Annotated in this window: 19 protein-coding genes; 10 read left to right on the top strand and 9 right to left on the bottom strand. The window is 72.3% G+C overall.

Features of this window, described 5'->3' with window-relative positions; translation table 11 throughout:
* Positions 1–3 precede the first annotated feature (3 nt).
* From ACH34R_RS09505 to ACH34R_RS09485, 5 genes are all read left to right on the top strand, one after another.
* Entirely contained in the window at positions 4–1,746 is a 1,743-nt protein-coding gene (locus ACH34R_RS09505; protein WP_397560924.1) for a serine/threonine protein kinase, read from the top strand.
* Between the two features lie 95 nt (positions 1,747–1,841).
* Complete coding sequence (locus ACH34R_RS09500) at positions 1,842–2,618, top strand: enoyl-CoA hydratase-related protein (RefSeq protein ID WP_397560923.1); 777 nt, start codon at positions 1,842–1,844, stop codon at positions 2,616–2,618.
* Between the two features lie 160 nt (positions 2,619–2,778).
* Positions 2,779–2,988: a hypothetical protein gene (locus ACH34R_RS09495; RefSeq protein WP_397560921.1), complete on the top strand. Its 210-nt coding sequence runs from the start codon at positions 2,779–2,781 to the stop codon at positions 2,986–2,988.
* A 168-nt stretch (positions 2,989–3,156) separates the two neighbouring features.
* Entirely contained in the window at positions 3,157–4,017 is an 861-nt protein-coding gene (locus tag ACH34R_RS09490; protein WP_397560919.1) for a helix-turn-helix domain-containing protein, read from the top strand.
* Positions 4,018–4,091: 74 nt separating this feature from the next.
* Positions 4,092–4,352: a hypothetical protein gene (locus tag ACH34R_RS09485; protein ID WP_397560917.1), complete on the top strand. Its 261-nt coding sequence runs from the start codon at positions 4,092–4,094 to the stop codon at positions 4,350–4,352.
* A gap of 408 nt (positions 4,353–4,760) precedes the next feature.
* Here ACH34R_RS09485 and ACH34R_RS09480 read toward each other — a convergent pair whose 3' ends face one another.
* From ACH34R_RS09480 to ACH34R_RS09465, 4 genes are read right to left on the bottom strand one after another with little or no spacing between them, the layout of a single operon-like run.
* Positions 4,761–7,166 carry a glycosyltransferase family 39 protein gene (locus tag ACH34R_RS09480; RefSeq protein ID WP_397560916.1) on the bottom strand — a complete coding sequence of 802 codons (2,406 nt, stop codon included), beginning with the start codon at positions 7,164–7,166 and terminating at the stop codon, positions 4,761–4,763.
* Positions 7,163–8,308 (bottom strand): glycosyltransferase, encoded by a 1,146-nt coding sequence (locus tag ACH34R_RS09475; RefSeq protein WP_397560915.1) that lies wholly within the window; start codon positions 8,306–8,308, stop codon positions 7,163–7,165. Before ACH34R_RS09475 ends, ACH34R_RS09480 begins: the two co-directional genes overlap by 4 nt.
* Before the next feature lie 38 nt (positions 8,309–8,346).
* On the bottom strand, positions 8,347–9,738 hold the full coding sequence (locus ACH34R_RS09470; RefSeq protein WP_397560914.1) for a sensor histidine kinase: 1,392 nt from the start codon (positions 9,736–9,738) through the stop codon (positions 8,347–8,349).
* Entirely contained in the window at positions 9,735–10,430 is a 696-nt protein-coding gene (locus ACH34R_RS09465) for a response regulator transcription factor (RefSeq protein WP_397561036.1), read from the bottom strand. Before ACH34R_RS09465 ends, ACH34R_RS09470 begins: the two co-directional genes overlap by 4 nt.
* A 1,237-nt stretch (positions 10,431–11,667) precedes the next feature.
* On the opposite strand from ACH34R_RS09465, the gene ACH34R_RS09460 reads away from it, so the two are divergent.
* Complete coding sequence (locus ACH34R_RS09460) at positions 11,668–13,467, top strand: hypothetical protein (RefSeq protein ID WP_397560912.1); 1,800 nt, start codon at positions 11,668–11,670, stop codon at positions 13,465–13,467.
* 24 nt (positions 13,468–13,491) lie between these two features.
* On the opposite strand, the gene ACH34R_RS09455 is transcribed toward ACH34R_RS09460, so the two are convergent.
* The 4 genes from ACH34R_RS09455 to ACH34R_RS09440 are packed head-to-tail and all read right to left on the bottom strand — an operon-like array spanning position 13,492 to position 19,188.
* The gene (locus ACH34R_RS09455) at positions 13,492–14,646 is read right to left on the bottom strand and encodes an acyl-CoA dehydrogenase family protein (RefSeq protein ID WP_397560911.1); all 1,155 of its coding nucleotides are present in this window, start codon (positions 14,644–14,646) and stop codon (positions 13,492–13,494) included.
* 10 nt (positions 14,647–14,656) lie between these two features.
* The gene (locus ACH34R_RS09450) at positions 14,657–15,589 is read right to left on the bottom strand and encodes a hydroxymethylglutaryl-CoA lyase (RefSeq protein ID WP_397560910.1); all 933 of its coding nucleotides are present in this window, start codon (positions 15,587–15,589) and stop codon (positions 14,657–14,659) included.
* Positions 15,586–17,571, bottom strand: a complete 1,986-nt coding sequence (locus ACH34R_RS09445) for an acetyl/propionyl/methylcrotonyl-CoA carboxylase subunit alpha (RefSeq protein WP_397560909.1) — start codon at positions 17,569–17,571, stop codon at positions 15,586–15,588. Before ACH34R_RS09445 ends, ACH34R_RS09450 begins: the two co-directional genes overlap by 4 nt.
* Positions 17,572–17,577: 6 nt before the next feature.
* The gene (locus ACH34R_RS09440; protein ID WP_397560908.1) at positions 17,578–19,188 is read right to left on the bottom strand and encodes a carboxyl transferase domain-containing protein; all 1,611 of its coding nucleotides are present in this window, start codon (positions 19,186–19,188) and stop codon (positions 17,578–17,580) included.
* A 176-nt stretch (positions 19,189–19,364) separates the two neighbouring features.
* On the opposite strand from ACH34R_RS09440, the gene ACH34R_RS09435 reads away from it, so the two are divergent.
* The 4 genes from ACH34R_RS09435 to ACH34R_RS09420 all read left to right on the top strand — a co-directional run bounded on the left by ACH34R_RS09435 (position 19,365) and on the right by ACH34R_RS09420 (position 22,693).
* Positions 19,365–19,904, top strand: a complete 540-nt coding sequence (locus ACH34R_RS09435) for a TetR/AcrR family transcriptional regulator (RefSeq protein ID WP_397561035.1) — start codon at positions 19,365–19,367, stop codon at positions 19,902–19,904.
* Positions 19,905–19,998: 94 nt separating this feature from the next.
* The gene (locus ACH34R_RS09430; RefSeq protein WP_397560906.1) at positions 19,999–20,847 is read left to right on the top strand and encodes a PadR family transcriptional regulator; all 849 of its coding nucleotides are present in this window, start codon (positions 19,999–20,001) and stop codon (positions 20,845–20,847) included.
* On the top strand, positions 20,844–21,815 hold the full coding sequence (locus tag ACH34R_RS09425; RefSeq protein WP_397560905.1) for an ATP-binding cassette domain-containing protein: 972 nt from the start codon (positions 20,844–20,846) through the stop codon (positions 21,813–21,815). Before ACH34R_RS09430 ends, ACH34R_RS09425 begins: the two co-directional genes overlap by 4 nt.
* A gap of 23 nt (positions 21,816–21,838) precedes the next feature.
* Complete coding sequence (locus tag ACH34R_RS09420; RefSeq protein ID WP_397560903.1) at positions 21,839–22,693, top strand: ABC transporter permease; 855 nt, start codon at positions 21,839–21,841, stop codon at positions 22,691–22,693.
* A gap of 72 nt (positions 22,694–22,765) precedes the next feature.
* On the opposite strand, the gene ACH34R_RS09415 is transcribed toward ACH34R_RS09420, so the two are convergent.
* Positions 22,766–23,827 carry a hypothetical protein gene (locus tag ACH34R_RS09415; RefSeq protein WP_397560902.1) on the bottom strand — a complete coding sequence of 354 codons (1,062 nt, stop codon included), beginning with the start codon at positions 23,825–23,827 and terminating at the stop codon, positions 22,766–22,768.
* Between the last annotated feature and the right edge of the window lie 109 nt (positions 23,828–23,936).

Below are 23,936 nucleotides of genomic sequence, written 5' to 3'. Positions count from 1 at the left end.
CCGGTGCAGGTCCGGCCGCTGAGCACAGAAGACCCGCGCCGCCTGGGTCCCTTCGAGCTGGTCGGCCGGCTCGGTGAAGGCGGCCAGGGGGTCGTTTATCTGGGCCGCGGCCCCGCGGGCGAGCAGGTCGCGGTCAAGCTCCTGCACAGCGGCCTGACCGCCGACGAGGAGGCGCGGACGCGCTTCCTGCGCGAGGTGGCGGTGGCCCAGCGGGTGGCGCGGTTCTGCACCGCCCCGGTACTGCACGCGGACCTCGCGGGCAACCGCCCCTACATCGTCAGCGAGTACGTCCCGGGCCCCTCGCTCCGCGAACTCGTGGACCGCGAGGGGCCGCGGCGGGGCGGGGCGCTGGAACGGCTGGCCATCGCCACCGCCACCGCACTGGCCGCCATCCACCGGGCCGGAATCCTGCACCGCGACTTCAAGCCCGCCAACGTGCTGATGGGCCCGGAAGGGCCGGTGGTCATCGACTTCGGCATCGCCAGGGCACTGGACGCGCCGGGCACCACCGCGACCGGCATGGCCATCGGCACGCCGTCCTACCTCGCCCCGGAACAGCTCGCGGGCGCCCCGGTCTCCCCCGCCTCCGACGTGTTCGCCTGGGGCGTCACGATGGTGTTCGCCGCCACCGGGAGGCCGGCCTTCGGCCAGGACTCCATTCCGGTGGTGATGAACCGGATTCTGCACAACGATCCGGAGCTGGGGGGCCTCGACGGGCCGATTCGCGAGGTCGTGGCGGCCTGCCTGTCCAAGGACCCGTCCATGCGGCCGACGGCCGAGGATCTGGTCGGGCACCTGACCGGGCGGGCGGCGGGGCCGCTGCGCCGCCCGGCCGTGCCGCACGGCGGGCGACCGAGCGCCGAAGAGCCCACCGGGCCGTTGCACACGCCCCGGCGCGGTGGCCGGTTCAAGCGGCCCGCGGTACTGGTCGCGGCCCTGGCGGCGGGCGCGGTGGTCCTGGGCGGCGGCTCGGTGGTGCTCGCCAGGACCGGGACGCTCACCCTGATGGCCGACAACCTCACCCCGGGCACGCCGCAGGCGGCCGGGACCGCGCGGGAGCAGGTCGTCCCGCCGAGCGAGGCCGGACCGCCGCCGCCGACGCCCGAGACCAGTGCCTGGCAGTCGCCGGCGCCACCGCGCAAGACCCGCGCGCGGCACGATCCGCCGCGCGACGACGCGGCCAGCCGTACCGGGGAGCAGGCGAACGAGCCGGGCCCCCGGCACACCAAGACCCACGAGCCGAAGCCGAAGCCGGAGCCGACGCGCAAGCCCACGGAGCCCGGCCCCGAACCGACCGCGACGGCCGGCCCGCCGGAGCCCACCGCCAAGCCGACGGTCAAGCCGACCAGCAGGCCGTCTCCGACGAAGACCACCACGACGCCCAAGCCGAGGCCGACCAGGACCATCGCGCCGCCCAAGCCGAATCCGCACACCCCCGCGGGCGTCTGCGGCCCCGGCTACAAGGTGATCAACTCCCATGGGCTCGGCGGTGGCGCCACCGTGTACCTGCTCTTCAACGCCTCGGCGGGCCGCAACTGCGTCGTGACGATGTCGAAGTACGTGATACCGGCCAAGGTCGCGATGAGCGCCACGCTCAAGGTGAAGGGCGGGGCCTCCGGGGGCGACAGCGGCCGGTTCACCGCCTACGCCGGTCCGGTACGGCTGCCCGCCGTCAAGAAATGCGTCATCTGGGGCGGCTCCTTCAAGTCGGCCCGCTGGACCAGCGGCTGGAGCCACTGCGGCTGACGCCCGGCCACCGGGGAGGCCCATGATCGGGCGTGCGCCGCCGCGTGCGAAAGTTGGAACCCCTGAGGCAGCGCACGATCGGATGGTGGGTTGACGTGGAAGAGCTGGTGCACGCGCGGGCGGCCGACGGCGTGGCGACGATCACGATGGACTCGCCGCGCAACCGCAACGCCCTGTCGGTACGGTTGCTCGACGAGCTGGCCGACCGGCTGCGCCGGGCGCTGGACGAGGACGGCGTGCGGGTCATCGTGCTCACCGCGACCGGCACGGTCTTCTGCTCGGGGGCCGACCTGAGGGAGCAGCGGGCCGCGGAGCCGGGCCGCCCCGCGTCCGCGCCGGTGACCGAGGCGCTGCCGGAGATCATGAGCCTGCTGTGGAACAGCCCCAAACCGGTCATCTGCCGGCTCAACGGCACCGCCCGGGCCGGGGGGCTCGGCCTGGTGGCGGCCTGCGACTTCGCCATCGCCCCGCGGTCGGCGTCGTTCGCGTTCAGCGAGGTACGGCTGGGCGTGGTGCCGGCGATGATCTCGGTCACCGTGCTGCGGCGGATGGAACCGCGCGCCGCGGCGGAGTACTTCCTGACCGGCGAGGTCTTCGACGCCGACCGGGCCGCGCAGATCGGGCTGCTGACCAGGGCGGTACCTGACGACGAACTGGACGCCACGGTCGAGCACTACGCCGGCATGCTGCGCCTCGGCGGCCCGGAGGCGCTGGCGATCGCCAAGCGCCTGGTGCGCGAGGTGCCCGCCCTGCCGCTCGAGGAGGGCATGCGCCGCATGGCCGGGCTCTCCGCCGAACGCTTCACCTCCGAAGAAGGCCAGGAGGGCATCCGCGCCTTCGCCGAGAAGCGCCGCCCGTACTGGGCCCGCTGACCCTCGTGCGCGACTGCGCACTTGTGGCGTGGCGTGCACGGCGTTGCAGTTTTGTGACCGTAATTTATACCTTCTGGGTAGCTATAAAGATCCTATACCCATTGATCGCTACAATTGCGCGCAATTGCTAATGCGAGGTCCGCTCGGGGAAGGATCGATCATGCGCCTGCGATTCCTCGGTTCCACGTCTGAGGCGGGAGCCTGCCCGTCGCTCTACGAGACCGATCGGGGCACCATCGTCGTTCAGGGCCTGCGGGTCACCGACGGCGAGGCGCTCGGTGACCTGCGCGACGTGCTCGAAGGCGAGACCGTCGTCGAAATCCCCCGGGAACTGCTCACGGAGGTGGCCAAGCGGGTCCTCGACCGCTGAGGGCGCGACGGGGCGCGGGGCGGCCGGGGAGCGTTGATCACGATTCGGGCGCGCCCACTGGATAGAACGGCGAGCGCGGTCTACTCTCATCCGCATTCGTGACTCCTCGGACCGGAGCGACAGGGTCCTGGCGTCGCCGGCCGTCCGGCGCCCCACCCGGAGGTAGGTTTGAGCAGCTTCCAGCAGGCCCGGATCGACTTGGGCATGCACCTCCGGCAACTACGCGAGGCCGCCCATCTGTCGGGCAAGGAACTCGCCGAGCGCCTCGGCTGGCAGCCGTCGAAGGTCTCCAGACTGGAGAACGCGCGACAGACGGCCTCCGAAGACGACGTGGTGGTGTGGGCTCAAGCGGTGGACGCCCCGCCCGAGGTCGTGGACAAGCTGATCGCCCAGGTGATCAGCCTGGTGGAGCGGCACGACTCCTGGCGGCAGCGGCACCGCAGCGGACTGGCCGCCATCCAGGAGGACATGCGCGACCTTGAGGCCCGGACGCAGTTGTTCCGGGTGTTCGAGCCGGGCCTGGTCATCGGGCTGCTGCAGACGGCGGAGTACGCGCGCAACGTGTTCGCGAAGGTCAAGCGCCTCTACAGCGCGGCCGAGGAGATCGACGCGGCGATCCGGGTGCGGATGCAACGGCAGGAGATCCTTTACGACGGCAGGCGGCGGTTCCGGTTTCTGATGCCGGAGGCGGCGTTGCGCTACCGGCTCGCGCCGCTCAACGTGATGCGCGGCCAGTTGGACCGGCTGCTCGCGGTGAGCACGCTGCCCAACGTGGAGTTCGGTGTGGTGCCGTTCGAGGCGCCGCTCCCCTCGGCCGTGCTGAACGGATTCTGGATCTACAACGAGACGCTGGTCGGCGTCGCCACCCGAACCAAGGAACTGATGCTCCGCGATCCGGAGGACATCGCCTTCTACGGACGTGTGTTCGAAGAGTTCTGCGAGATCGCGGCTTTCGACGACGAGGCCCGCGCGGTGATCGTGCGTGTACTGGACGACTTCGATCGGCAGACCGAATCTCCCGTGGACTAAATGCCGCAATTGCTTGCTTGGCCGGATTGATCGTGCAATCCTGTCGCGAGAAAAAGTTGCGGAGGTGACTCACGATGATGGACACATTGTCCTGTCTTGAGCGCTTCGCCGGTGCGACCCGGCGGCATGCCGATCTTTCGGTGCAGAGCATCGCCCTGAACAGCGACCCGGCCTACGTATGCGTCCGCAACCGTTTCAGCTCAACACTGTTCGAAACGGTCACCTGCGCCGATGGCGCCTTCGTGACCTCCTGGGGCTACCGCCTGGGCGACATGGACGACGTAGACGCCGCCGCCGCCCGCCTGGCCTTCCTACTGGCCGCCCTCCCCGCCTGAACCACCCACCCCGCGCCCCCACGGACGACGTGACCCCCGCCGCCCCCCATTGGCCTCCCTGCTGGCCCCTCCCCGGCTGGGTCACCCGCCCGAACGACACGAACGACGTAGACGCCGCCGCGCCCCGGCTACCCTTCCCTCTGGCTGAGCTCCCCGCCTGAAGCACCCGGCCTGCCCCGCCCACCTGAGCGACACGAACGACGTCGACGCCCCCGCCACCCGGCCGCCCTCCCCGCTGGCCCCCGCCCGGGCGACACGAACGACGTGGACACCGCCGCTCGCCTGGCCTTCCCACTGGCCGCCCTCCCCGGTTGGGTCACCCGCCTGAGCGACATGGACGACGTAGAGACCACTGCGACCCGGCTACCCTCCCCGCCTGAACCGCACAGCCTGGGTCACCGGCCTGGGTCACTCGCCACAGCGATAGACCCGCGTGCCGTCGGCCCGTCGGCCCTTTGGGGTCGGCGCCAGGTCCGGCCAGCCGGGGGGACGCGGTTCGCCGTACTCGGCGGGATCGACCGGTGCGCAGGTGGCCTCCACCCACTGGGTGAGCCCGCGGTCACCTCGGGTCGCGGCGCGCAAGCCCCCGCCGGGGATCACGTACCGCAACCGCCCTGCGGCGACGAGATCGCGCAGCCGCTCCACGGTCATCGCCGGATCAGAACCGAGGAACCCGCCCATCGCCAGCGCCGGCCGGCCCGTGGCGAGGATCACCTGCGCTGCGGGCTGAGCGTTGCCGAAGGCGGCCAGCCAGGTCGCCCCGCCCTGCTCACGCTTGAGGTACGCGATCAGCCCGTCGCTCACCCGGCCGCCGAAGCCACCCAGGCCACCACCCCCGGCTCCTCCACCGAACGGCACGGCCTGCGCGACCCGCGCACCACCCAGCGCACCAGGCGGAAGCCCCGGAATCGGCCCGGTCTCGGGACCGGCCGTCGGATTGCCCCCACTGACCGGCGAGCCAAGCGGCGTCACCGCGAACGCCGCCGGAGCGGCGAGCGCCGCTGCCACAGCAGCAACCGGAACCACCCCGCCAAGCCACGACGCCCCCGGCCGGATCGCTCTCCGCCCGCCCTCCCCTCTTGTGATGCCCACCGAACCACTCACCACGGCGGCCCCAACGCCCGCCGACCCGCCTGCCACCGTTGCCGTGCCCGTCAGCGCCCGCTGGCCGGGCACCGCCACCGAATCGCCCGACTCCGCCGCATGGGGCAGCTCCCGCAGGGCCCTACCCACCACACGAACCAACACCCGCAAGCCCGGCACCATCGCGACCACCGAACCAACCGATGCCACCACACGAACCAACGCCCGCAGGACCTTACCCACCACACGAACCAACACCCGCAAGCCCGGCACCATCGCGACCACCGAACCAACCGATGTCGCCGCGCGGGCCAGTGCCGGCAGGCGGGGCGCCGCCGTGGGGCCGGCCGGGGCCGGCGGGGCGTGGGTCAGGGCGCGCAGGGCGAGGGTCGCTGTGACGAGGGCCGAAGCGGCGGCCACGGCCCAGGGCAGCCATGGGGCGAACTCCGGTGTGCGGCGCAGCAGGGTGAACGCCCAGGCGCCGGTCACCGCCGTGCACGCAGGGGCGAGCCAGGACCAGGCCGCAGAGTGGACGTGGGCCCGCCACAGCAGGACCCCGCCGATCCCGCAGAGCGCGGCCACGGCCGGGGCCATCACGGCCGTGTAGTAGGGGTGGAAGACCCCGCCGGTGAAGCTGAAGACCACCAGGTGCGTCACCAGCCAGCCGCCCCACAGCGCCAGCGCCGCGCGGACCGGCTCGGTGCGCCGCTCCCCGTCGTGCGCGAAGCCCGCTGCGGGCACCCGGGCCAGGATGAGCGGCCCCGCGACGAGCGCCACCAGCGCGAACGGCAGCAGCCACGAGATCTGCCCGGCCACCAGGTCGTTGAACATCCGCCCCGCCCCGGGCTCCCCGCCGAACGCGGGCGGGTTGTGCGTGCCCGCCTGCATGCCGAGGAAGCGCCCCAGGCCGTTGTAGCCGATCACCAGGTCCCACATGCTGTTATGGGTGCTGCCCCCCACGAAGGGCCGGTCGGCGGCGGGCCACAGGTCGACGATGGTCATCCACCAGGCGCTGGAGACCAGCAGCGCCGCCCCCGCCGCCGCCAGCGCGCGCAGCCGGCGGGCCGGCGAGCCCGGGGCCGCGTAGAGGTAGACCCCGGCGAAGGCGGGCACGACCAGGTACGCCTGGAGCATCTTGGTGTTGAAGGCCAGGCCGACGAGGACGGCGCAGAGCACCAGCGGGCGGGCCCGCCCGTCGCGCAGCGCGGCCAGGCACGCGCAGGCGGCCCCGGTGAGCAGCAGCACCAGGATCGGGTCGGGGTTGTTGTCGCGGTTGATCGCCACGGTGATCGGGGTCAGCGCCAGCACCAGCGCGGCCAGGTCGGCAGCGACGCGACCGGGGCGGCCGGGGACGCTCCGGCGTACCGCGATGTGCAACAGCCAGACCGTTGCCAGGCCCGCCGCCGCCTGCGGGAGCAGCAGGCTCCAGCTCGACATACCGAAGACCCGCACGGACAGGCCCGTCACCCACAGCGCGAGCGGCGGCTTGTCGACGGTGATGAACGACCCGGCGTCGAGCGCGCCGAAGAAGAACGCCTTCCAGCTCTGCGTGCCGGACAGCACCGCCGCGGAGTAGTAGGTGTTGGCGTGCCCGTTGCGGCCCAGCCCCCAGGTGTAGAGCAGCGCGGCCAGGGCCAGCACCGCCGCCAGCGGAAGCCGGGACAGCAGCGCGCGGGTGCGGGAGGCGGTGTCCGGGGCGAGGCCCGGCTCGGTGGTCGTGGCGGCGCTCAACGCAACCCCCGGTTGACCGGGCGGCGCAGGTTGAACACCCAGGTGCGCAGCAGCAGGAAGCGGACCAGGGTGGCCAGCCCGTTGGCGGCGACCACCGCGCCGACCTCGGCGAGGGTGGAGGCGTGCGGCGCGACGGCGTCGAGCAGGGCCAGGCCGCCGGTGCTCAGCCCGAGCCCGACGACGAACGCCACACCGCCTTCGAGCTGGTGCCGCAGCGCCCCGGCGCGCCCGGTGACGCCGAACGTGAACCGCCGGTTGGCGGCGGTGTTGGCCATGGCGGTGAGGAACAGCGCCAGCGCGTTGGCGGCGACCGCGGGCACCACCTGGCGCAGCGCCACGAACAGGCCGAGGTGCGCCAGCGTGCTGATCCCGCCGATCACCGCGAAGATCGGGAGCTGCCTGGTCGCGCCGGTCATCGCCACGCGGACCATGCCGCGCAGGTCGTCGAGCGCGGTCTTGAGGATGTCGACCCGGCTGTCGGGGTCGTCGACCCAATCGACGGGGACCTCGTGGATGCGCAGGCCGTGCCGCTCGGCCAGCAGCAGCAGCTCGGTGTCGAAGAACCACTCCTCGTCGCGCACCGACGGCAGCAGCGCCTGGGCGACCTCGGCGCGCACCGCCTTGAACCCGCATTGGGCGTCGGAGAACCGCGCGCCGAGGACCGACCGCAGCAGCAGGTTGTAGCCGCGCGAGATCACCTCGCGCTTGGGGCCGCGCACGACGTTGGCCGAGGCGTCGAGCCTGGTGCCGATCGCCAGGTCGCTGTGCCCGGACAGCAGCGGGGCCACCAGTGGCAAGAACGCGTCCAGGTCGGTGGACAGATCGACGTCCATGTACGCGACGACGTCGGCGTCGCTCTGGCTCCACACCCGGCGCAGCGCCCTCCCCCGGCCCTTCTCCGCGATGCGCACCGCCCGCACGTCACCGAGATCGCGTGCGACGCGGGTGGCCACCTCCCAGGTGGCGTCGGTGCTGGCGTTGTCGGCGACCGTGATCCGGAAGGCGAAGGGGAACGCGGCCGACAGATATCCGTGCAGCCGGCGAACGCTGTCCTCCAGGACCCGCTGTTCGTTGTGCACGGGAATGACGATCTCGACCAGCCGCGTCCGCGGTGGCGCACCCGTCAACTCGTTCATGCTCATGGCCCCACGCTGGGAGCCGGATATTTGACAAGGGTGAGTCAATTATTAACGGGAGATGAGAAAACCACGCCGGGGAGGCTGATCCATGCCTCCGCGCCACCGCCCTGGGCGTTGGCCATGCCCGCCTCGCCGCCCACGTCGCGGGCCGCCTGCGCGACGATGGCCAGGCCGAGCCCGGACCCGGGCAGGCTGCGGGCGGTGGGCGAGCGCCAGAAGCGGTCGAAGACGTGTTCGAGGTCTTCGGCGGGCACGCCGGGCCCGTGGTCGCGCACGGAGAGCCGTCCCTCGCGCAGGCGCACCTCCACCGTGCCGCCGGGCGGACTGAACTTCACTGCGTTGTCCAGCAGGTTCATCACCGCCCTGGACAGGGTGGGGGCGTGCCCGGTGACGTGCCAGGTCGACAGGTCGGCCGTCACGTGGACGGTGGGCGCGCGCAGCCGCGCCCGGGCCACCGCGACGCTCACCAGGTCGTGGAAGGCGATCGGCTCGCCCGGTTTGTGGTCGCCTTCCGGCCTGGCCAGCTGAAGCAGGTCGCCGACCAGCGTGGACAGCTCCTCGAACTGCGCCTTCAGGCTGCCGAGCAACCTCCGTTTGGCCGCGGGGTCGATCGCCCGCCCGGTGTGCTCGCTGCGCAGCAGCAGGTCGATGTTGGCGCGCAGACTGGTGAGCGGGGTGCGCAGCTCGTGCCCGGCGTCGGCGATCAGCCGCCGCTGCCGGTCGCGGGAGCGGGTCAGGGCGCTGGTCATCGAGTTGAACGCGGCCCCGAGGCGGGCGATCTCGTCGGTGCCCTCGACGGGGATGCGGGTGGTGAGGTCGCCCGTCCGGCCGACGTGCTCGACCGCGCCGGTCAGCTTGCCGACCGGGCGCAGGGCGGTACGCGAGATCAGCAGCCCTACGGACGCCGCGCCCAGGGCTCCGAGCGCCGCGATGGACGCCAGCAGCCCGGCCAGGCGGGCCAGCGTGGAATGCAACTCGGCGAGGGAGCGCGACTCCATGACGGCCACCCCGGGGGCGATCTGCTGGGTCTTGACGCGCACGGCCATGCCGGTGTCGGTCGTGGCATCCTTGATCATCTTACCGCCGTGCGCGGCGATGGCGCGATCGGCCGCGGTGACCGGCAGGCCGCCGGGGCTGAGGACGCAGCGCCGGCCGTCGGCCGCGTAGATGAACTGGAGCGGCGGGACATAGGCGCGCAGCGGGTCGCCCTTGGCCGCTCTGGGGTCGGCGCAGTGCTCAAGGATCATGGCGATGTCCTGGGCGCGCTTGCGCGCGCCCTCCGGGGTGGGCGGGCCCTGGAGGCCGCGGTCGAGGTGCTTGAGCATCTCGCCGCGCACGATGATCCAGCACGCCACGGCACAGACCGCGATCGCCAGGGCGACGGCGACCGCCACCAGCACCGTGAGCCGGGAGCGCAGGGTGCGACCGGTCACTGCGCCGCCCGCAGGACGTAACCCACGCCGCGCACGGTGTGGATCAGCCGGGGCAGCCCGCCCGCCTCGGTCTTGCGGCGGAGGTACATCACGTAGACGTCGAGGGAGTTGGAGGCGGGCTCGAAGTCGAACCCCCACACCTCGCTCAGGATCTGCTCACGGGTGAGCACCTGCCTGGGGTGCAGCAGGAAGAACTCCAGCAGCAGGTATTCGGTGCGGGTCAGCTCCAGCGGCCGGCCCGCCCGGCTCACCTCGCGGCCCGCGGTGTCCATCGTGAGGTCGCCGAAGGCCAGCAGGACATCGGCCGCGTCGTCATCGCGCGCCCCCGGCGGCTCGCCGCGACGCAACAGGGCGCGCACCCGGGCCAGCAGCTCGTCCAGCTCGAACGGCTTGACCAGGTAGTCGTCGGCCCCGGCGTCCAGGCCGCTGACACGGTCGCCGACCGTCTCCCTGGCGGTGAGCATCAGCACCGGCACCCGGTTGCCCGCGGCACGCAGCCTGCGGCACGCGGTCAGCCCGTCGATTCGCGGCATCATCACATCCAGCAGCACCGCGTCGTAGCGCTCCCGGGCAAGCGCGTCCAGCGCGGCCATCCCATCGGCCGCCACCCCGACGGCGTATCCCTCGAACTCCAGCGTCGCCGAAAGCGCCTCCCGGAGCGCGGGTTCATCGTCTACGACGAGTAGTCGCACGGTCACGCATCAAAACTTAGCCACGCCTTATGAGAAATGCGTTAACGCGCAACGGCCGGATCGATGTCCCACCGAGCGACGCGAACGGGACCGTTCCAAAACGGACACCGCGCAGGCCGAGCGGCGAATGACGGTGCGCCGCAACGGCCGCAACCGGCCGCCCGCCGCCGTACGCACACAGGGGTGACATGAGGCGAGGCGGAATGTAGGGGACGAGCCGGGCAGGCCACGGCCTGGCGCACTCGCCGCCCTGCCACGGCGGCAGACAGCGGAGACACCTACCGCCCCGCCGCCGTACGCGCACAGGGGTGACATGAGGCGAGGCGGAACGTAGGGGACGAGCCGGGCAGGCCACGGCCTGACGCACTCGCCGCCCTGCCACGGCGGCAGGCAGCGGAGACACCTACCGCCCCGCCGCCGTACGCGCACAGGGGTGACATGAGGCGAGGCGGAATGTAGGGGACGAGCCGGGCAGGCCACGGCCTGACGCGCTCGCCGCCCTGCCACGGCGGCAGGCGGCGGAGACACCTACCGCCCCGCCGCCGTACGCGCACAGGGAGGCGTGGGCGACCGCGTGGCGGGGAGTCCTGCCGAGGTGGCGTGAACGGGAACGTTCAAATCGGACATCGGCGCAGCTCGGTCCCTCAGGCCGCGGGAAGGCTCCACCACTTCGCGGGACGCGATCGAGGTCGTCGGCGGCCTGGGGCGTGAGGGAAGACGGGATGTCCGGGTCAGGCGACGGCCCGATGCGCTCGCTGCCGTGTCACGGGGGCCGACAGCGTAGACGCCTCCGGCCCGGCCCGACGCCGTACGCGTGCACGGGCGTGAGCGGCCGGGTGGCGCTTGCGGGGGACGTCAGGGAGCGGGGTGGCGTGAGGAAGGTGCCGTGGCGGGGGCGGAGAGTGTTCGGCGCCATGCGAGAGGGCCGGCGGCGCAGGTGCCTGTGGCCCGGGCGAGGGCGAATGGGGAGGTCAGGGGTGTGGGGTGGCCGCTGGCGTGGCCTGGGGGTGGCCGGCGGGGAAGGCGGGATGTACCGGGGCGGGGTGGGCGGTGGGCATGCGGCGCGCCATAACATCCATGGGACAGGGAGCGGCAGATTGCAATAGAAGCCGCTAGATACGCGATTCGCCCGATTCCACCGCCAACGAGCTTTACCCTATTGACACCAATTGATAGCTTGCGGCGTAGGCTGCACCATTAGCCACACGCGTCACTCTGGGGAGGTTGCGGTCTGCCGATGGACGCCGAGTCATCGATCTGCCTGAGCGATCTGGTTCCGGCTCTGCGCTGGAGCCGGCCCAAGCAGGTCGCCGAAGTTCTGGCCGACCCCCGACTGCCTTCCGGCTGGTGGGCCTCCGTGACACTGCCACGCGCGATCGCCGTGATGGGGCTGGACTGGCTCTGCGACCGGCTCGCGCGCCTGTCGGCGTCCCGGTGGGATCATCTCCCGCTGACCGACGTGATGCCCGCCCTGCAGACGCTCACCATGCCCGAACCGATCCACTGGCCGGTCCAGGCGCGCGCGGTGGTGGACCGGCTCGGCGGATGGGGGACCGTGTGCAGGCTCACGCCGGGCGACCTCGCGACGCCGGCCGCGGCGGCCTCCACGGCACTGGAGCTCATCGTCGCGTCGGTCTTCCGCGAGGTGCTCACGCGGATACCGGCGCACCCCTCGGCGGGCCGCCCTGCCGCGGCCCCGGCGCAGGCCGTACCGGCGCAGGCGGGCGCGACCGGCGAGCCGTCCGCCGCCCTGCCCCGCCGGCCGGCCGCACAGCCGCAACAGGCACCCGCGCAACACCAGCAGGCACCCGCGCATCACCCGCAGGCACCCGCGCCGCCACAGCAGGCACCCGCGCAGCAGGGCCGGCAGGTGCAGGGCCAGGCCCCGGCCGCACAACCCGGGCAGCCTGCGCAGCCCTATCCCGCGCCGACGCCCGAGGGCGCGGCGGCGACCGCGGAGTTCCCGCTCATCGGCCTGCTGGACGGCATGTTCAGAGGATGGGAGCCGCTGGAACAGGCGGTCGCGGTGGAACGGCTGTTCGCCGCCGACCCGATCAGCCTGCGCGCTCTCGCGCACCGGCTCGGCGTGGACCGCGAGGTGCTCTCCCAGGCCCAGCGCCGGGCCGAGGAACAGGTACTGCACTGGCTGCGCTCGCCGGAGTCCTCCCCGCTGACCGGGCACCTGTTCCGGCTCACCGAGTGGCTGGGCGCGGCGGCCACAGAAGAACAACTGATCGGGGCCGACCCCGCGCACCCGATCGAGGTGCCCGTGCTGCGCACCCAGCTCTGGCGGGTGCTGGTCACGCTGATGCCCGACCGGCGGCTGCAGGACGGCTGGCTGGTCGTCGGCGATCTCGGCGGGCTGCGCGAGCGCACCCGGCAGATGCTCGCCGGCAAACCGGCCGACGCCGACGTGGTGGAGATGCTCACCCAGCTCGGCATCCGCGCGCACTCGGCCAGGGCGTGGCTGGAGGCGCTGCAGACCGACACCCCCGGGCACGAAGCCGCCCGGCACGACCAGGAGGCGTTGGGCGGCGGCGCGCCGCAGCCGAACCAGCCACTGCCCCGCCGTACGCCGGGCGCCAACGGGCACAACCGGGAGGGCCGCCCGGTCCCCCAGGTCAACCCCGCGTCGATCGACCCGAGCGCGGCCCTCGCGACGCTGTCCGCGCTGTCCGGCAGCGGACGCCCGCACCTGACCCCCGGCCAGCGGGCGGGCGCGCCGTCCGCTCCCCCGCCCCCGCCGCCGAGCCCCACGTCGGACCCGCGGCGCTGGCAGCGGATCGAGGTCACCAGCGAGCATCTGCGCGGCGAGCCGGTGGCCGTCCCGGAGGGCTACGCGGCCCAGCTAGGCATGCGCCCGGGCACGCTGCTGTCGGTGACCGGGCCGGGCGACAACGCCGTGGTGCTGGTCTGGCGGGATCGCCAGCCGGTGTTCGACTCGCTACAACCGGTGCTGATGCGGCTGAACGCGCGGCCGGGCGACCAGGTCTACGTCACGGTGGACGGCTACCGCCTGGACGCCCAGCTCACCTGACCAGCGGTGCGAAGGGCCTGTCCGTCAGAGCGCGGACAGGCCCAGCTCCCTGGCGATCAGCATGCGCTGCACTTCGCTGGTCCCCTCGCCGATCTCCAGGATCTTGGCGTCGCGGTAGAAGCGGCCGACCGGGAACTCGTTCATGAAGCCGTAGCCGCCGAAGATCTGGGTGGCCTCCCTGGCGTTGTCCATCGCGGCGTTGCTGGAGACCAGCTTGGCGATGGCCGCCTCCTTCTTGAACGGCTCGCCGGCCAGCATCTTCTCGGCCGCGTGGTAGTAGGCCAGCCGGGCGGTGTGCGCGCGGGCCTCCATGTCGGCGATCTTGAACTGGATGGCCTGGTAGTGGCCGATGGGGTGGCCGAACGCCCGCCGTTCGCGGACGTAGCGCAGCGACTCGTCCACGCAGCCCTGGGCCAGCCCGACCGACAGGGCGGCGATGGCGATCCGGCCCTCGTCGAGGGTCTGGAGGAACTGCGCGTACCCCCGGCCCCGCTCGCCCAGCAGGTTGCCCGCCGGGACCCGGCAGTCGGCGAAGGACAGCTCCCTGGTGTCGGAGGCCGACCAGCCGACCTTGGAGTACTTCTTCGACACCGTGAAGCCGGGAGTGCCCGAGGGCACCAGGATCGTGGAGATCTCCGGACGGCCGGCCTCGGTGGTGCCGGTGATGGCCGCGACCGCCACGACGCCGGTGATGTCGGTGCCGGAGTTGGTGATGAACGCCTTGGTCCCGTTGATCACCCACTCGTCGCCGTCCAGGTGGGCCTTGGTGCGCATCCCGCCCGGTACGTCGGATCCGCCGCCCGGTTCGGTCAGCCCGAACGCGCCCAGCATCTCCCCGGCCGCCAGCCTGGGCAGCCAGCGGGCGCGCTGCTCGTCGTCGCCGAAGCGGTAGATCGGCATCGCGCCCAGCGACACCGCCGCCTCAAGCGTGATCGACACGCTGGAGTCGACCCTGGCCAGTTCCTCCAAGGCCAGGCAGAGCGCGAAGTAGTCGCCGCCCATGCCGCCGTGCTCCTCGGGGATGGGCAGCCCGAACAGGCCCATCGCGCCCATCTGGCGGACGATGTCGTAGGGGAACTCCTCCCGCTCGTAGTAGTCGCCGATCACGGGGGCGACCACGTCGCGGGCGAACGCCTCCACGGTCTTGCGCAGGTCCTCGTATTCGTCGCTGAGCTTCATGAGAGCTGCCTCACTTCCCGGATAGGGCCTGGACGACGCGTGACGGGCTGGGACGGCCGAGACTGCCGGCCATCCAGGCGCCGGTCTCGACGAGGGCGGCCAGATCGACCCCGGTCTGCACGCCCAGCCCGTGGAGCATCCAGACGAGGTCTTCGGTGGCCAGGTTGCCGGTGGCGGACTCGGCGAACGGGCAGCCGCCGAGGCCGCCCGTTGCGGCGTCCACGACGGTGATGCCGCGCTGGAGCGCGGCCAGGGTGTTGGCCAGGGCCTGGCCATAGGTGTCGTGGAAGTGGACGGCGAGCCTGCCGGGACCGACGTCGCGGGCGGCGAACGCGTCCAGCAGCGCCGCGACGTGGCCGGGGGTGGCGACGCCGATGGTGTCGCCGAGCGAGAGTTCGTCGCAGCCGAGATCGAGCAGGTCGCGGCCCACGGCGACGGTGCGCTCGATCGGCGTCGGGCCCTCCCAGGGGTCGCCGTAGCACATCGACAGGTAGCCGCGCGCCCGCATGCCCTCCTGGCGGGCCCGCGCGACCACCGGGGCGAACATCTCCATGGACCCGGCCACGCTGCGGTTCAGGTTGCGCTGGGCGAAGGTCTCCGTGGCGCTGCCGAAGATCGCGATGTCGGTCACCCCGAGCGCGAGGGCGCGGTCGAGCCCGCGTTCGTTGGGGACCAGGACGGGGTAGCGCACGCCGTCCTGGCGGGGCATCACGCCGAGCAGTTGCTCGGCGTCGGCGAGCTGGGGCACCCATTTGGGGTGGACCAGGCTGGTGGCCTCGATCGTGGTCAGCCCGGCGCGGGCCAGCCTGCCGATCAGCTCGGCCTTGACCTCCACCGGCACGATCGCCGCTTCGTTCTGCAGGCCGTCCCTCGGGCCGACCTCGTAGACGGTCACCCGTTCCGGCAGCCCGGGCCTCGGCACGGCGTACGGCTCGCGCATCATGCCTGCTCCCCCTCCTTCTTGACGACGGCCAGCACCGCGTCCATCTCCACCTGTGTCCCGGCGCGGACCGGCAGCTCGGCGACCACGCCGCCCACCGGGGCGGTGACGGTGTGCTCCATCTTCATGGCCTCCACGATCAGCAGCGGCTGCCCTTCGGCGACCGTGTCGCCGGGCGCGGCCTTGACCACCAGGACCGTGCCGGGCATCGGGCTGCGGACCACGCCGTCGCCCGCGCCGCCCTGGCGCTCGCGGTCGCCGGGGTCGCCGAGCAGGTGGCGGGCGATGTTCCAGGCCGCGCCGCCCGTGCCCAGCCACACCGAGTCGCCGTCCACGGCCAGCGAGTATCGCCTGGCGACCCCGTCGAGCGTGACCAGCGCCTCGTGGTCGCCCCGCGTCTCCAGCCGGGCGGCGGCCGTCAGGTCGCCGATCCGTACGGCGGCGCCCGAGCGGGGCACCCCGCGGACCTCGACGCGCGTGGTGTCGCCGCCCCTGGGCGCGAGCCGCCAGGTCGTCCAGGCGTGCGCGCCGATCCGCCAGCCGTCCGGGACCTCCCAGGGGCCCGCGGGCCCGGCGGGGGCCAGGCCGTCGTGGAAGACCAGCGCGGCGGCGGCCAGTACGTCGCGGGGCGGTACGGCGGGCGGCACCAGTTCCTCCAGCCGGCGCTCGACCAGGCCGGTGTCGAGCGTGCCCGCCCGCACCTCGGGATGGGTCAGCAGCGCCCGCAGGAACGGGATGTTGGTGGTCAGCCCGAGGATCACCGTCTCGGCGAGCGCGTCGGACAGCGCCCGCAGCGCGCCCGCGCGGTCCGGCGCCCAGGCGATGACCTTGGACAGCATGGGGTCGAAGCCGCCGCCCACCACGCCGCCCTCGGCGATCCCCGAGTCGACCCGCACGGTGGCGCGGTCGCCGCGCGCCCCGGAGTCCGGCTCGCGCAGGACCAGCAGCGGGCCTCCGGTGGGCAGGAACGAGCGGGCCGGGTCCTCGGCGTAGACGCGGGCCTCGACGGCGTGGCCGGTCAGCCGTACCGCGTCCTGGCCGAACGGCAGCGGCTCTCCGGCGGCCACCCGCAGTTGCAGCTCCACCAAGTCCAGGCCGGTGACCAGCTCGGTCACCGGGTGCTCGACCTGGAGCCGGGTGTTCATCTCCATGAAGTGGTACTCGCCGGTGGCGCCGTCCACGATGAACTCGACCGTGCCCGCCCCGGCGTAGCGGACCGCGCGCGCGGCCTCGACGGCCGCGCCGCCCATCCGCGCCCTGACCTGCGGTGTCAGGAACGGCGACGGGGCCTCCTCGATGATCTTCTGGTGGCGGCGTTGCAGGCTGCACTCGCGCTCGCCCAGATGCACGACCCCGCCGTGCCCGTCGGCGAGTATCTGGATCTCGATGTGCCGCGGGTTCTCCACGAACCGCTCGATCAGCAGCGTGCCGTCGCCGAACGCGGCGCGGGCGGTACGGCGGGCCGACTCCAGCGCGGCGGGAAGGCCGGCCGCCTCGCGGACCACGACCATGCCCTTGCCGCCGCCGCCCGCCGACGGCTTGACCAGCACCGGGAACCCGACCCGCGCGGCGGCCTCGGCCAGGTCGTCGGCGGGCTCGGCGCCGCCGGGAACCACGGGCACCCCCGCCGCCGCGACCGTCGCCTTGGCCTGGATCTTGTCGCCCATGGCCTCGATCGCCTCCGGCGGCGGGCCGGCGAAGGCCAGCCCGGCGTCGGCGCAGCGGCGGGCGAAGGCGGCGTTCTCGGCCAGGAAGCCGTAGCCGGGGTGGACCGCCTGGGCTCCGGTGGCCAGCGCGGCGGCGACGATCGCCTCGATGTCGAGGTAACCGGGCACCTCCACCGACAGGTCGGCGTCGGTGGTGTGGCGCGCGCCCGCGTCGGCGGCGGTGTGCACCGCGACCGCCCGTACGCCCAGGCGGCGCAGCGTGCGGATGACGCGGACCGCGATCTCGCCGCGATTGGCGATGAGAACCGTCTCGAACATCGAACCTCACATCCGGAAGACGCCGTAGCCGACGTCGTCGAGGGGGGCGTTGGCCGCCGCGCCGAGGGCCAGGCCGAGCACGGTCCGGGTGTCGAGCGGGTCGATCACGCCGTCGTCCCAAAGCCGGGCGGTGGAGTAGTAGGGGTTGCCCTGGCGCTCGTACTGTTCCCTGATCGGGCGTTTGAACGCTTCCTCCTCCTGCGGGGTCATCCCCGGGCGGACCGTGGCCAGCACGTTCGCCGCCTGCTCGCCGCCCATGACGGAGATCCGGGCGTTCGGCCACATCCACAGGAAGCGCGGGGAGTAGGCGCGCCCGGCCATCGCGTAGTTGCCCGCGCCGAAGGAGCCGCCGATCACGACGGTGAACTTGGGGACCCGCGCGCAGGCCACGGCGGTGACCATCTTGGCGCCGTGCTTGGCGATGCCGCCCGCCTCGTACGCCTTGCCGACCATGAAACCGCTGATGTTCTGGAAGAAGACCAGGGGGATGGACCGCCGGTCGCACAGCTCGATGAAGTGCGCGCCCTTCAGTGCCGACTCGCTGAACAGGATGCCGTTGTTGGCGATGATCCCGACGGGGTGGCCGTGCAGCCGGGCGAAGCCGGTGACCAGCGTCGGGCCGTACTCGGCCTTGAACTCCCGCAGCCGTCCGCCGTCCACCACGCGGGCGATCACCTCGCGCACGTCGTAGGGCATGCGCGGGTCGGGCGGGACGATGCCGTACAGCTCGCCGGGGTCGTGGGCGGGCTCCTCGGCGGCGGTGACCTCCCACGGGGACGGCGGGCGCGGCCCGAGGGTGCTCACGATGTCGCGGACGATGGCCAGCGCGTGCGCGTCGTCCTCGGCCAGGTGGTCGGTGACGCCGCTGGTGCGGGAGTGCAGCTCGCCGCCGCCGAGTTCCTCCGCGCTGACCTCCTCGCCGGTGGCCGCCTTGACCAGCGGCGGTCCGCCCAGGAAGATCGTGCCCTGGGCGCGGACGATGACGGCCTCGTCGCTCATCGCCGGGACGTAGGCCCCGCCCGCGGTACACGAGCCGAGCACGGCGGCGATCTGCGGGATGCCCCTGGCGGACATGGTGGCCTGGTTGTAGAAGATCCGGCCGAAGTGCTCGCGGTCGGGGAAGACCTCGTCCTGGGCGGGCAGGAAGGCGCCGCCGGAGTCGACCAGGTAGATGCACGGCAGGCGGTTGTGGAGGGCGACCTCCTGGGCGCGCAGGTGCTTCTTGACGGTCATCGGGTAGTAGGTGCCGCCCTTGACGGTGGCGTCGTTGGCCACCACCACGACCTCGCGGCCGTTCACCCGGCCCACTCCGGTGATGATCCCGGCGGCCGGGGCGGCGTCGTCGTACATGCCGGTCGCGGCGAGCGGCGACAGCTCAAGGAAGCGCGACCCCGGATCGAGCAGGGCATCGACGCGGTCTCTGGGCAGCAGCTTGCCGCGCTCGACGTGCCTGGTACGCGAGCGCTCCGGGCCGCCCGCCGCGGCCACGGCCAGTTTCTCGCGCAGTTCGGCGGCCAGCCGCTCGTTGGCCGCCGCGTTCTGCTTGTACGCCTCGCCGCCGGGATCGACCGCCGACCGGAGTACGGGCCACGCATCCCCACCGCCTCGCTCACGCACGGGCGCACCACCTCCTGGCTCCTGAGTACGGATGTTAGTAACCATTAACGTAACCGTCTACCATGCGAGGGGTGACACCGCCTTCGGAATCGCCCCGCTCGACCCCTACCCCGCACGGCACCGCCACGGCCCGGCCTCCGGGGACCGCCCGGGCGCGGGGGTCGCGGCGCGCGGAGATCCTGCGGGCCGCCGCCGCGCTGTTCGCGGCGCGCGGGTTCCATGGCGTCTCGATCGAGGACATCGGGGCGGCGGTGGGCACGTCGGGGCCCGCCCTCTACCGGCACTTCACGGGCAAGGACGCGCTGCTGGCCGAGATGCTGCTGGACATCAGCGAACGGCTGCGCGCCACCGGCGCGGCGGTGGTGACCTCGGCGGACGGCCCCCAGGAGGCACTGGACGCACTGCTCGCCGGGCATGTGGCCTTCGCGCTCGGCGACCCGGCCCTGATCACCGTGCACGACCGGGAACTGGACAACGTCCCCGAGCCCGCCCGGCGGGCCATCCGCCGGCTGCAACGCCTGTACGTCGAGGAGTGGGTGACCGTCCTCAGCGAGCTGCACCCGTCCTGCCCGCAGGCCCGGTTGCGGGCGGCCACGCACGCGGTGCTGGGCTTGCTGAACTCCACGCCGCACAGCGCGGGCGAGCTGCCCGCGGAAGCGATGACGGCCCTTCTGCACACGATGGCCCGCGCGGCGCTCTCGTCGGCTGGAAGTTAGCGGCTACTAACACTCGCGCTTTGCCCGGATATGGGGTTGTCGTCACAACTATCTAGATATATCTTTAACGTATCTCGATAGTTGAGGAGAAGTCATGAACGGAAGCGGCGACCGGCCCGGGATGGCCGGTGGAGCGGGACACGGCCACCGGGGCTTCCCCGGCCACGGTCCGCCGCCCTGGCACGGCCCGGGCGGCGGACCACCGGCCCATTGGCCCGAAGGCCCGCCAGGCCACATGCAGGCAGGCGAGCCGTCCTGGCGTGGCGGCCATGGGGGCGGGCCGCCGTGGTGGGCGGCGGCGGCACACGGGGTGGAGGACGAGTCCTGGGAGGCGGACGAGGTCGCGGAAGCACTGGCGCACGGGCCGTACGCGCCCGGCGTGGCGGCGATCCCACCGCACCACGGCGGGGCAGTGATACCGCCGCACATCCCGCCCCCGGGCCCGGAGTTCGCGCCGAGAGTACGGCGGGGCGACGTACGGGCCGCCACGCTGGCGCTGCTGCGCGAAGGTCCGCGCAACGGCTACCAGGTCATCGAGGAGATCTCCCGGCGCAGTCTCGGCGTGTGGCGGCCGAGCCCCGGTTCGGTCTACCCGGCGCTCCAGCAGTTGGAGGACGAGGGCCTGGTCCAGGGCCGGGAGTCGGGCGGCAGCCGGGTCTACGACCTCACCGGCGAGGGCAGGCGCCACGTCGAGCAGCGCGCCGCCGAGCTGGCCGAGCCATGGGCCGAGGTGATCAGGAGCGTCCCTGAGGACCGGCACGAGCTGCGGCTGCTGTGGGGACAGGTCGGAGAGGCGTTCCTGCACTTCACACGTACCGCCGACGACAAGCAGGTGGCCGCCGCCAAGCGGCTGCTGAAGGAGACCCGGCGCGGATTCTTCAAGATCCTCGCCGACGACCACACGGACGGCATTGATCCACGACCGGCGGAGGGAGCCGAATGAGCGTGGCGGCGGTCGCAGTACAGGGCCTGCGCAAGAGCTACGGCAAGGTCGAGGCCGTCAAGGGCGTGGACTTCGAGGTCGCGCCCGGCGAGGTGTTCGGCTTCCTCGGGCCGAACGGCGCGGGCAAGACCACGACCATCGGCATGCTGTGCACGCTGGTCAACCCGACCGGCGGCAGCGCGCTGGTCGCCGGGCACGACGTCGTGACCGAGCGCGACGAGGTACGGCGCAACATCGGCCTGGTCTTCCAGGACCCGACGCTCGACGGCTACCTCAGCGCCGAGCAGAACCTCATGTTCCACGCCGAGCTGTACGGCCTGCCCAAGAGCACGGTCGGCCCGCGCATCAGGCAGGTCCTGGAGATGGTCGCGCTGTGGGACCGCAAGGACGCCAAAGTGAGCACGTTCTCCGGCGGGATGAAGCGCCGCCTGGAGATCGCCCGCGGGCTGCTGCACTCGCCGCGCGTGCTGTTCCTGGACGAGCCGACGGTCGGCCTGGACCCCCAGACCCGCGCCGCCATATGGGGATATATCAATGATCTGCGGCGCAGTGAGGACATTACGATCTTCATGACGACGCATTACATGGACGAAGCGGAGTACTGCGACAGAATCGCCATCATCGACCATGGCGAGATCGTGGTGATCGATTCCCCCGAGGCGCTCAAGGCCAGCGTCGGCGAGGATCGCGTGCAGATCCAGACCGGCGACGACGAGGCCGCCATCGCCGCGCTGCGCGACAGATTCGGCCTGGAGGCGGCCGTGCGCGAGGGACAGGTGACCTTCGCCGTGGCCTCCGGCGAGCAGTTCGTCCCGCGCCTGTTCACCGAGCTGGGCATGCCCATCAAGGCGGTGAGCGTGTCCAGGCCCTCCCTCGACGACGTGTTCATGTCCTACACCGGCTCCACCATCCGCGACGCCGAGTCCGGCTCGGGCAACGCGTGGATGCGCGCGATGGCCCGCCGCTGACCCCCGAAAGGTGATCGAAGACGATGACGAGCGACGCGATAGCGGTACGCGTGCCACGCCGCAGCGCCGCGCACGACCTGCGCGCGGTGAAGGTGGTCCTGCACCGTGAGATGCTGCGGTTCCTCAACGACCGCACGCGCATGGTCTCGATGCTCATCCAGCCGGTGCTGTGGCTGTTCGTGATGGGCACGGGGCTCGGCACCCTGGTGTCCGGGGCGATCCCCGGGCTCGACTTCCGTACGTTCATGTACCCGGGCATGATCTCGATGACGGTGATCATGACGGCGATGTTCTCCGCCGGGTCGATCGTGTGGGACCGTGAGTTCGGCTTCCTGCGCGAGATGCTGGTGGCCCCGGTGAGCCGTACCGCGATCGTGGTCGGCAAGTGCCTGGGCGGGGCCGTCGTGGCCACCGGGCAGGGGATCGTGATCCTGGCGCTGGCGGGGGCGGTCGGCGTGCCGTACGACCCGGTGCTGATGCTCACCCTGCTCGGCGAGATGTTCCTCGCGGCCTTCACGATCACCGCTTTCGGGGTGATGCTGGCCGCCAGGATGAAGAACATGCAGTCCTTCTTCGGCGTCATGCAGATGGCCATCATGCCGATGATGTTCCTGTCCGGCGCGATGTTCCCGCTGGCCAACCTGCCGTCCTGGCTGCACGTGCTGACCACGGTCAACCCGCTCACCTACGCGGTCGACCCGATGCGCCAGGCGGTGTTCGGCGCGCTCGACGTCGCGCCGCAGGTCAACGCGATGCTCAACCCGGGGGTGAGCTGGTTCGGCGCCAAGCTGTCGATCGGGCTGGAGCTCGGGCTGGTCGCGGCCATCGGCGTGGTGCTGCTGGGCGTGGCCGTCGCGCAGTTCCGCAGGGCCGAGTGACGGGCGGCACGACGGGGAAGGGCCCGGGACCATGAGGTCCCGGGCCCTTGTGCGTGTCACGAGCCGGTACGGCTACCGCCGGACCCGCACGTGGTCGTGCTTGCTGGTCGAGCCGTAGGCGTCGGAGTCACCGGCGAAGACGGCCTTCCACTGACCCGACTTCCACGCCTTGCTCTTGGTGTAGAACTTGCCGCTCCAGGTGGACCACGTCGTCTTGACGTAGTTCCACTTGCGCGACCCGTCGGCCTTGAAGTACAGCCGCACCTTGGACCTGTGCCCGTCCCAGCTCCAGCCGTCCTTCACCTGGAGGACGCCGGCGAACCTGAGATGCCTGCCGCGCTTGGCCGGCTCGTTGTAGGCGTCGAACTTGACGATCCTGCTGCCGGCCTTCTCCGGGGGCGGCGGCGGGGTGGGGCGGGCGACGCGGACGTACTCGGGCCGGCTGACCGACCCCTCTGCGTGGTAGCCGCCCTCGTACTCGGCGCGCCACAGACCCGAGGTCCTGGCCGTCACGCGCGCCCAGAACCGGCCGTGCCGGTCGGTCCGGTCACTGGTCACGTCCACCCAGCGGTGCCACCTGTGGCCCTTGAACTGGATCTTGACCCGCTGCCCGGCATAGCCGTCCCAGCCGTGCCGGCCGTCGGCCAGCAGCTTGCCGTCCACGGAGATGGTGCCGCCCTTGTGGACCCGGCGCGGATCGGCGTCGAAGCCGACGATCCGCGTGTCCCGCACCTTGCGGACGGTGAACTTCTCGTTCTTGGAGTCGTTGCCGTCCTTGTTGGACGCGATCGCGAGCAGGGTCCAGGTCCCGCTCGTGCTCGCCCGGTCGAAGGTCTTCGTGGCCGTCCAGGACTTCTTGCCGTCGCCCAGGTCCTTGGACTGCAGCGGGAGCTGCGTTCCCACGCTGATGCCCGGCGGCTTGAGCTGGAGTTCCACGTTCTCGGGAGCGTTGGCGGTGATGAAGCTGAACTCAGCGGTGACCGGCGCGCCGCTCACCACCACCGCGGAGGGGGCGACCGTCAAGGCGGAGACGGTGGGGGCCGTCGCCGCCGTAGCGGACGCCCCGGGTGCCAGGGCCAGCGCCCCGGCGCCCATGACCGCCGCCACGATGGCGGTCTGGATGCGTTTCAACATGCGGGTGTCCATCCCTTCCCCGTCGACTGAACGTCGGGTCGGAACGCGGCATGAGGGTGCCACGTCTGCTCTCTTCTAGAAGACGGCTTTACCCTCCATTTGGTTGTAA

The organism is Spongiactinospora sp. 9N601 (assembly GCF_044326295.1).
GTDB lineage: Bacteria > Actinomycetota > Actinomycetes > Streptosporangiales > Streptosporangiaceae > Spongiactinospora > Spongiactinospora gelatinilytica.
The sequence above is the reverse complement of the archived record's forward strand: the minus strand, read 5'-3'. Positions and strand labels throughout refer to the sequence as shown.

Bases quoted from the DNA above. Each gene is read 5' to 3' on its own strand.
- ACH34R_RS09485 (WP_397560917.1), top strand. From the start codon at position 4,092: ATGATGGACACATTGTCCTGTCTTGAGCGCTTCGCCGGTGCGACCCGG.
- ACH34R_RS09495 (WP_397560921.1), top strand. From the start codon at position 2,779: ATGCGCCTGCGATTCCTCGGTTCCACGTCTGAGGCGGGAGCCTGCCCG.
- ACH34R_RS09460 (WP_397560912.1), top strand. From the start codon at position 11,668: ATGGACGCCGAGTCATCGATCTGCCTGAGCGATCTGGTTCCGGCTCTG.
- ACH34R_RS09425 (WP_397560905.1), top strand. From the start codon at position 20,844: ATGAGCGTGGCGGCGGTCGCAGTACAGGGCCTGCGCAAGAGCTACGGC.
- ACH34R_RS09445 (WP_397560909.1), bottom strand. From the start codon at position 17,571: ATGTTCGAGACGGTTCTCATCGCCAATCGCGGCGAGATCGCGGTCCGC.
- ACH34R_RS09455 (WP_397560911.1), bottom strand. From the start codon at position 14,646: ATGAAGCTCAGCGACGAATACGAGGACCTGCGCAAGACCGTGGAGGCG.
- ACH34R_RS09450 (WP_397560910.1), bottom strand. From the start codon at position 15,589: ATGATGCGCGAGCCGTACGCCGTGCCGAGGCCCGGGCTGCCGGAACGG.
- ACH34R_RS09475 (WP_397560915.1), bottom strand. From the start codon at position 8,308: ATGAGCATGAACGAGTTGACGGGTGCGCCACCGCGGACGCGGCTGGTC.
- ACH34R_RS09415 (WP_397560902.1), bottom strand. From the start codon at position 23,827: ATGTTGAAACGCATCCAGACCGCCATCGTGGCGGCGGTCATGGGCGCC.
- ACH34R_RS09430 (WP_397560906.1), top strand. From the start codon at position 19,999: ATGAACGGAAGCGGCGACCGGCCCGGGATGGCCGGTGGAGCGGGACAC.
- ACH34R_RS09420 (WP_397560903.1), top strand. From the start codon at position 21,839: ATGACGAGCGACGCGATAGCGGTACGCGTGCCACGCCGCAGCGCCGCG.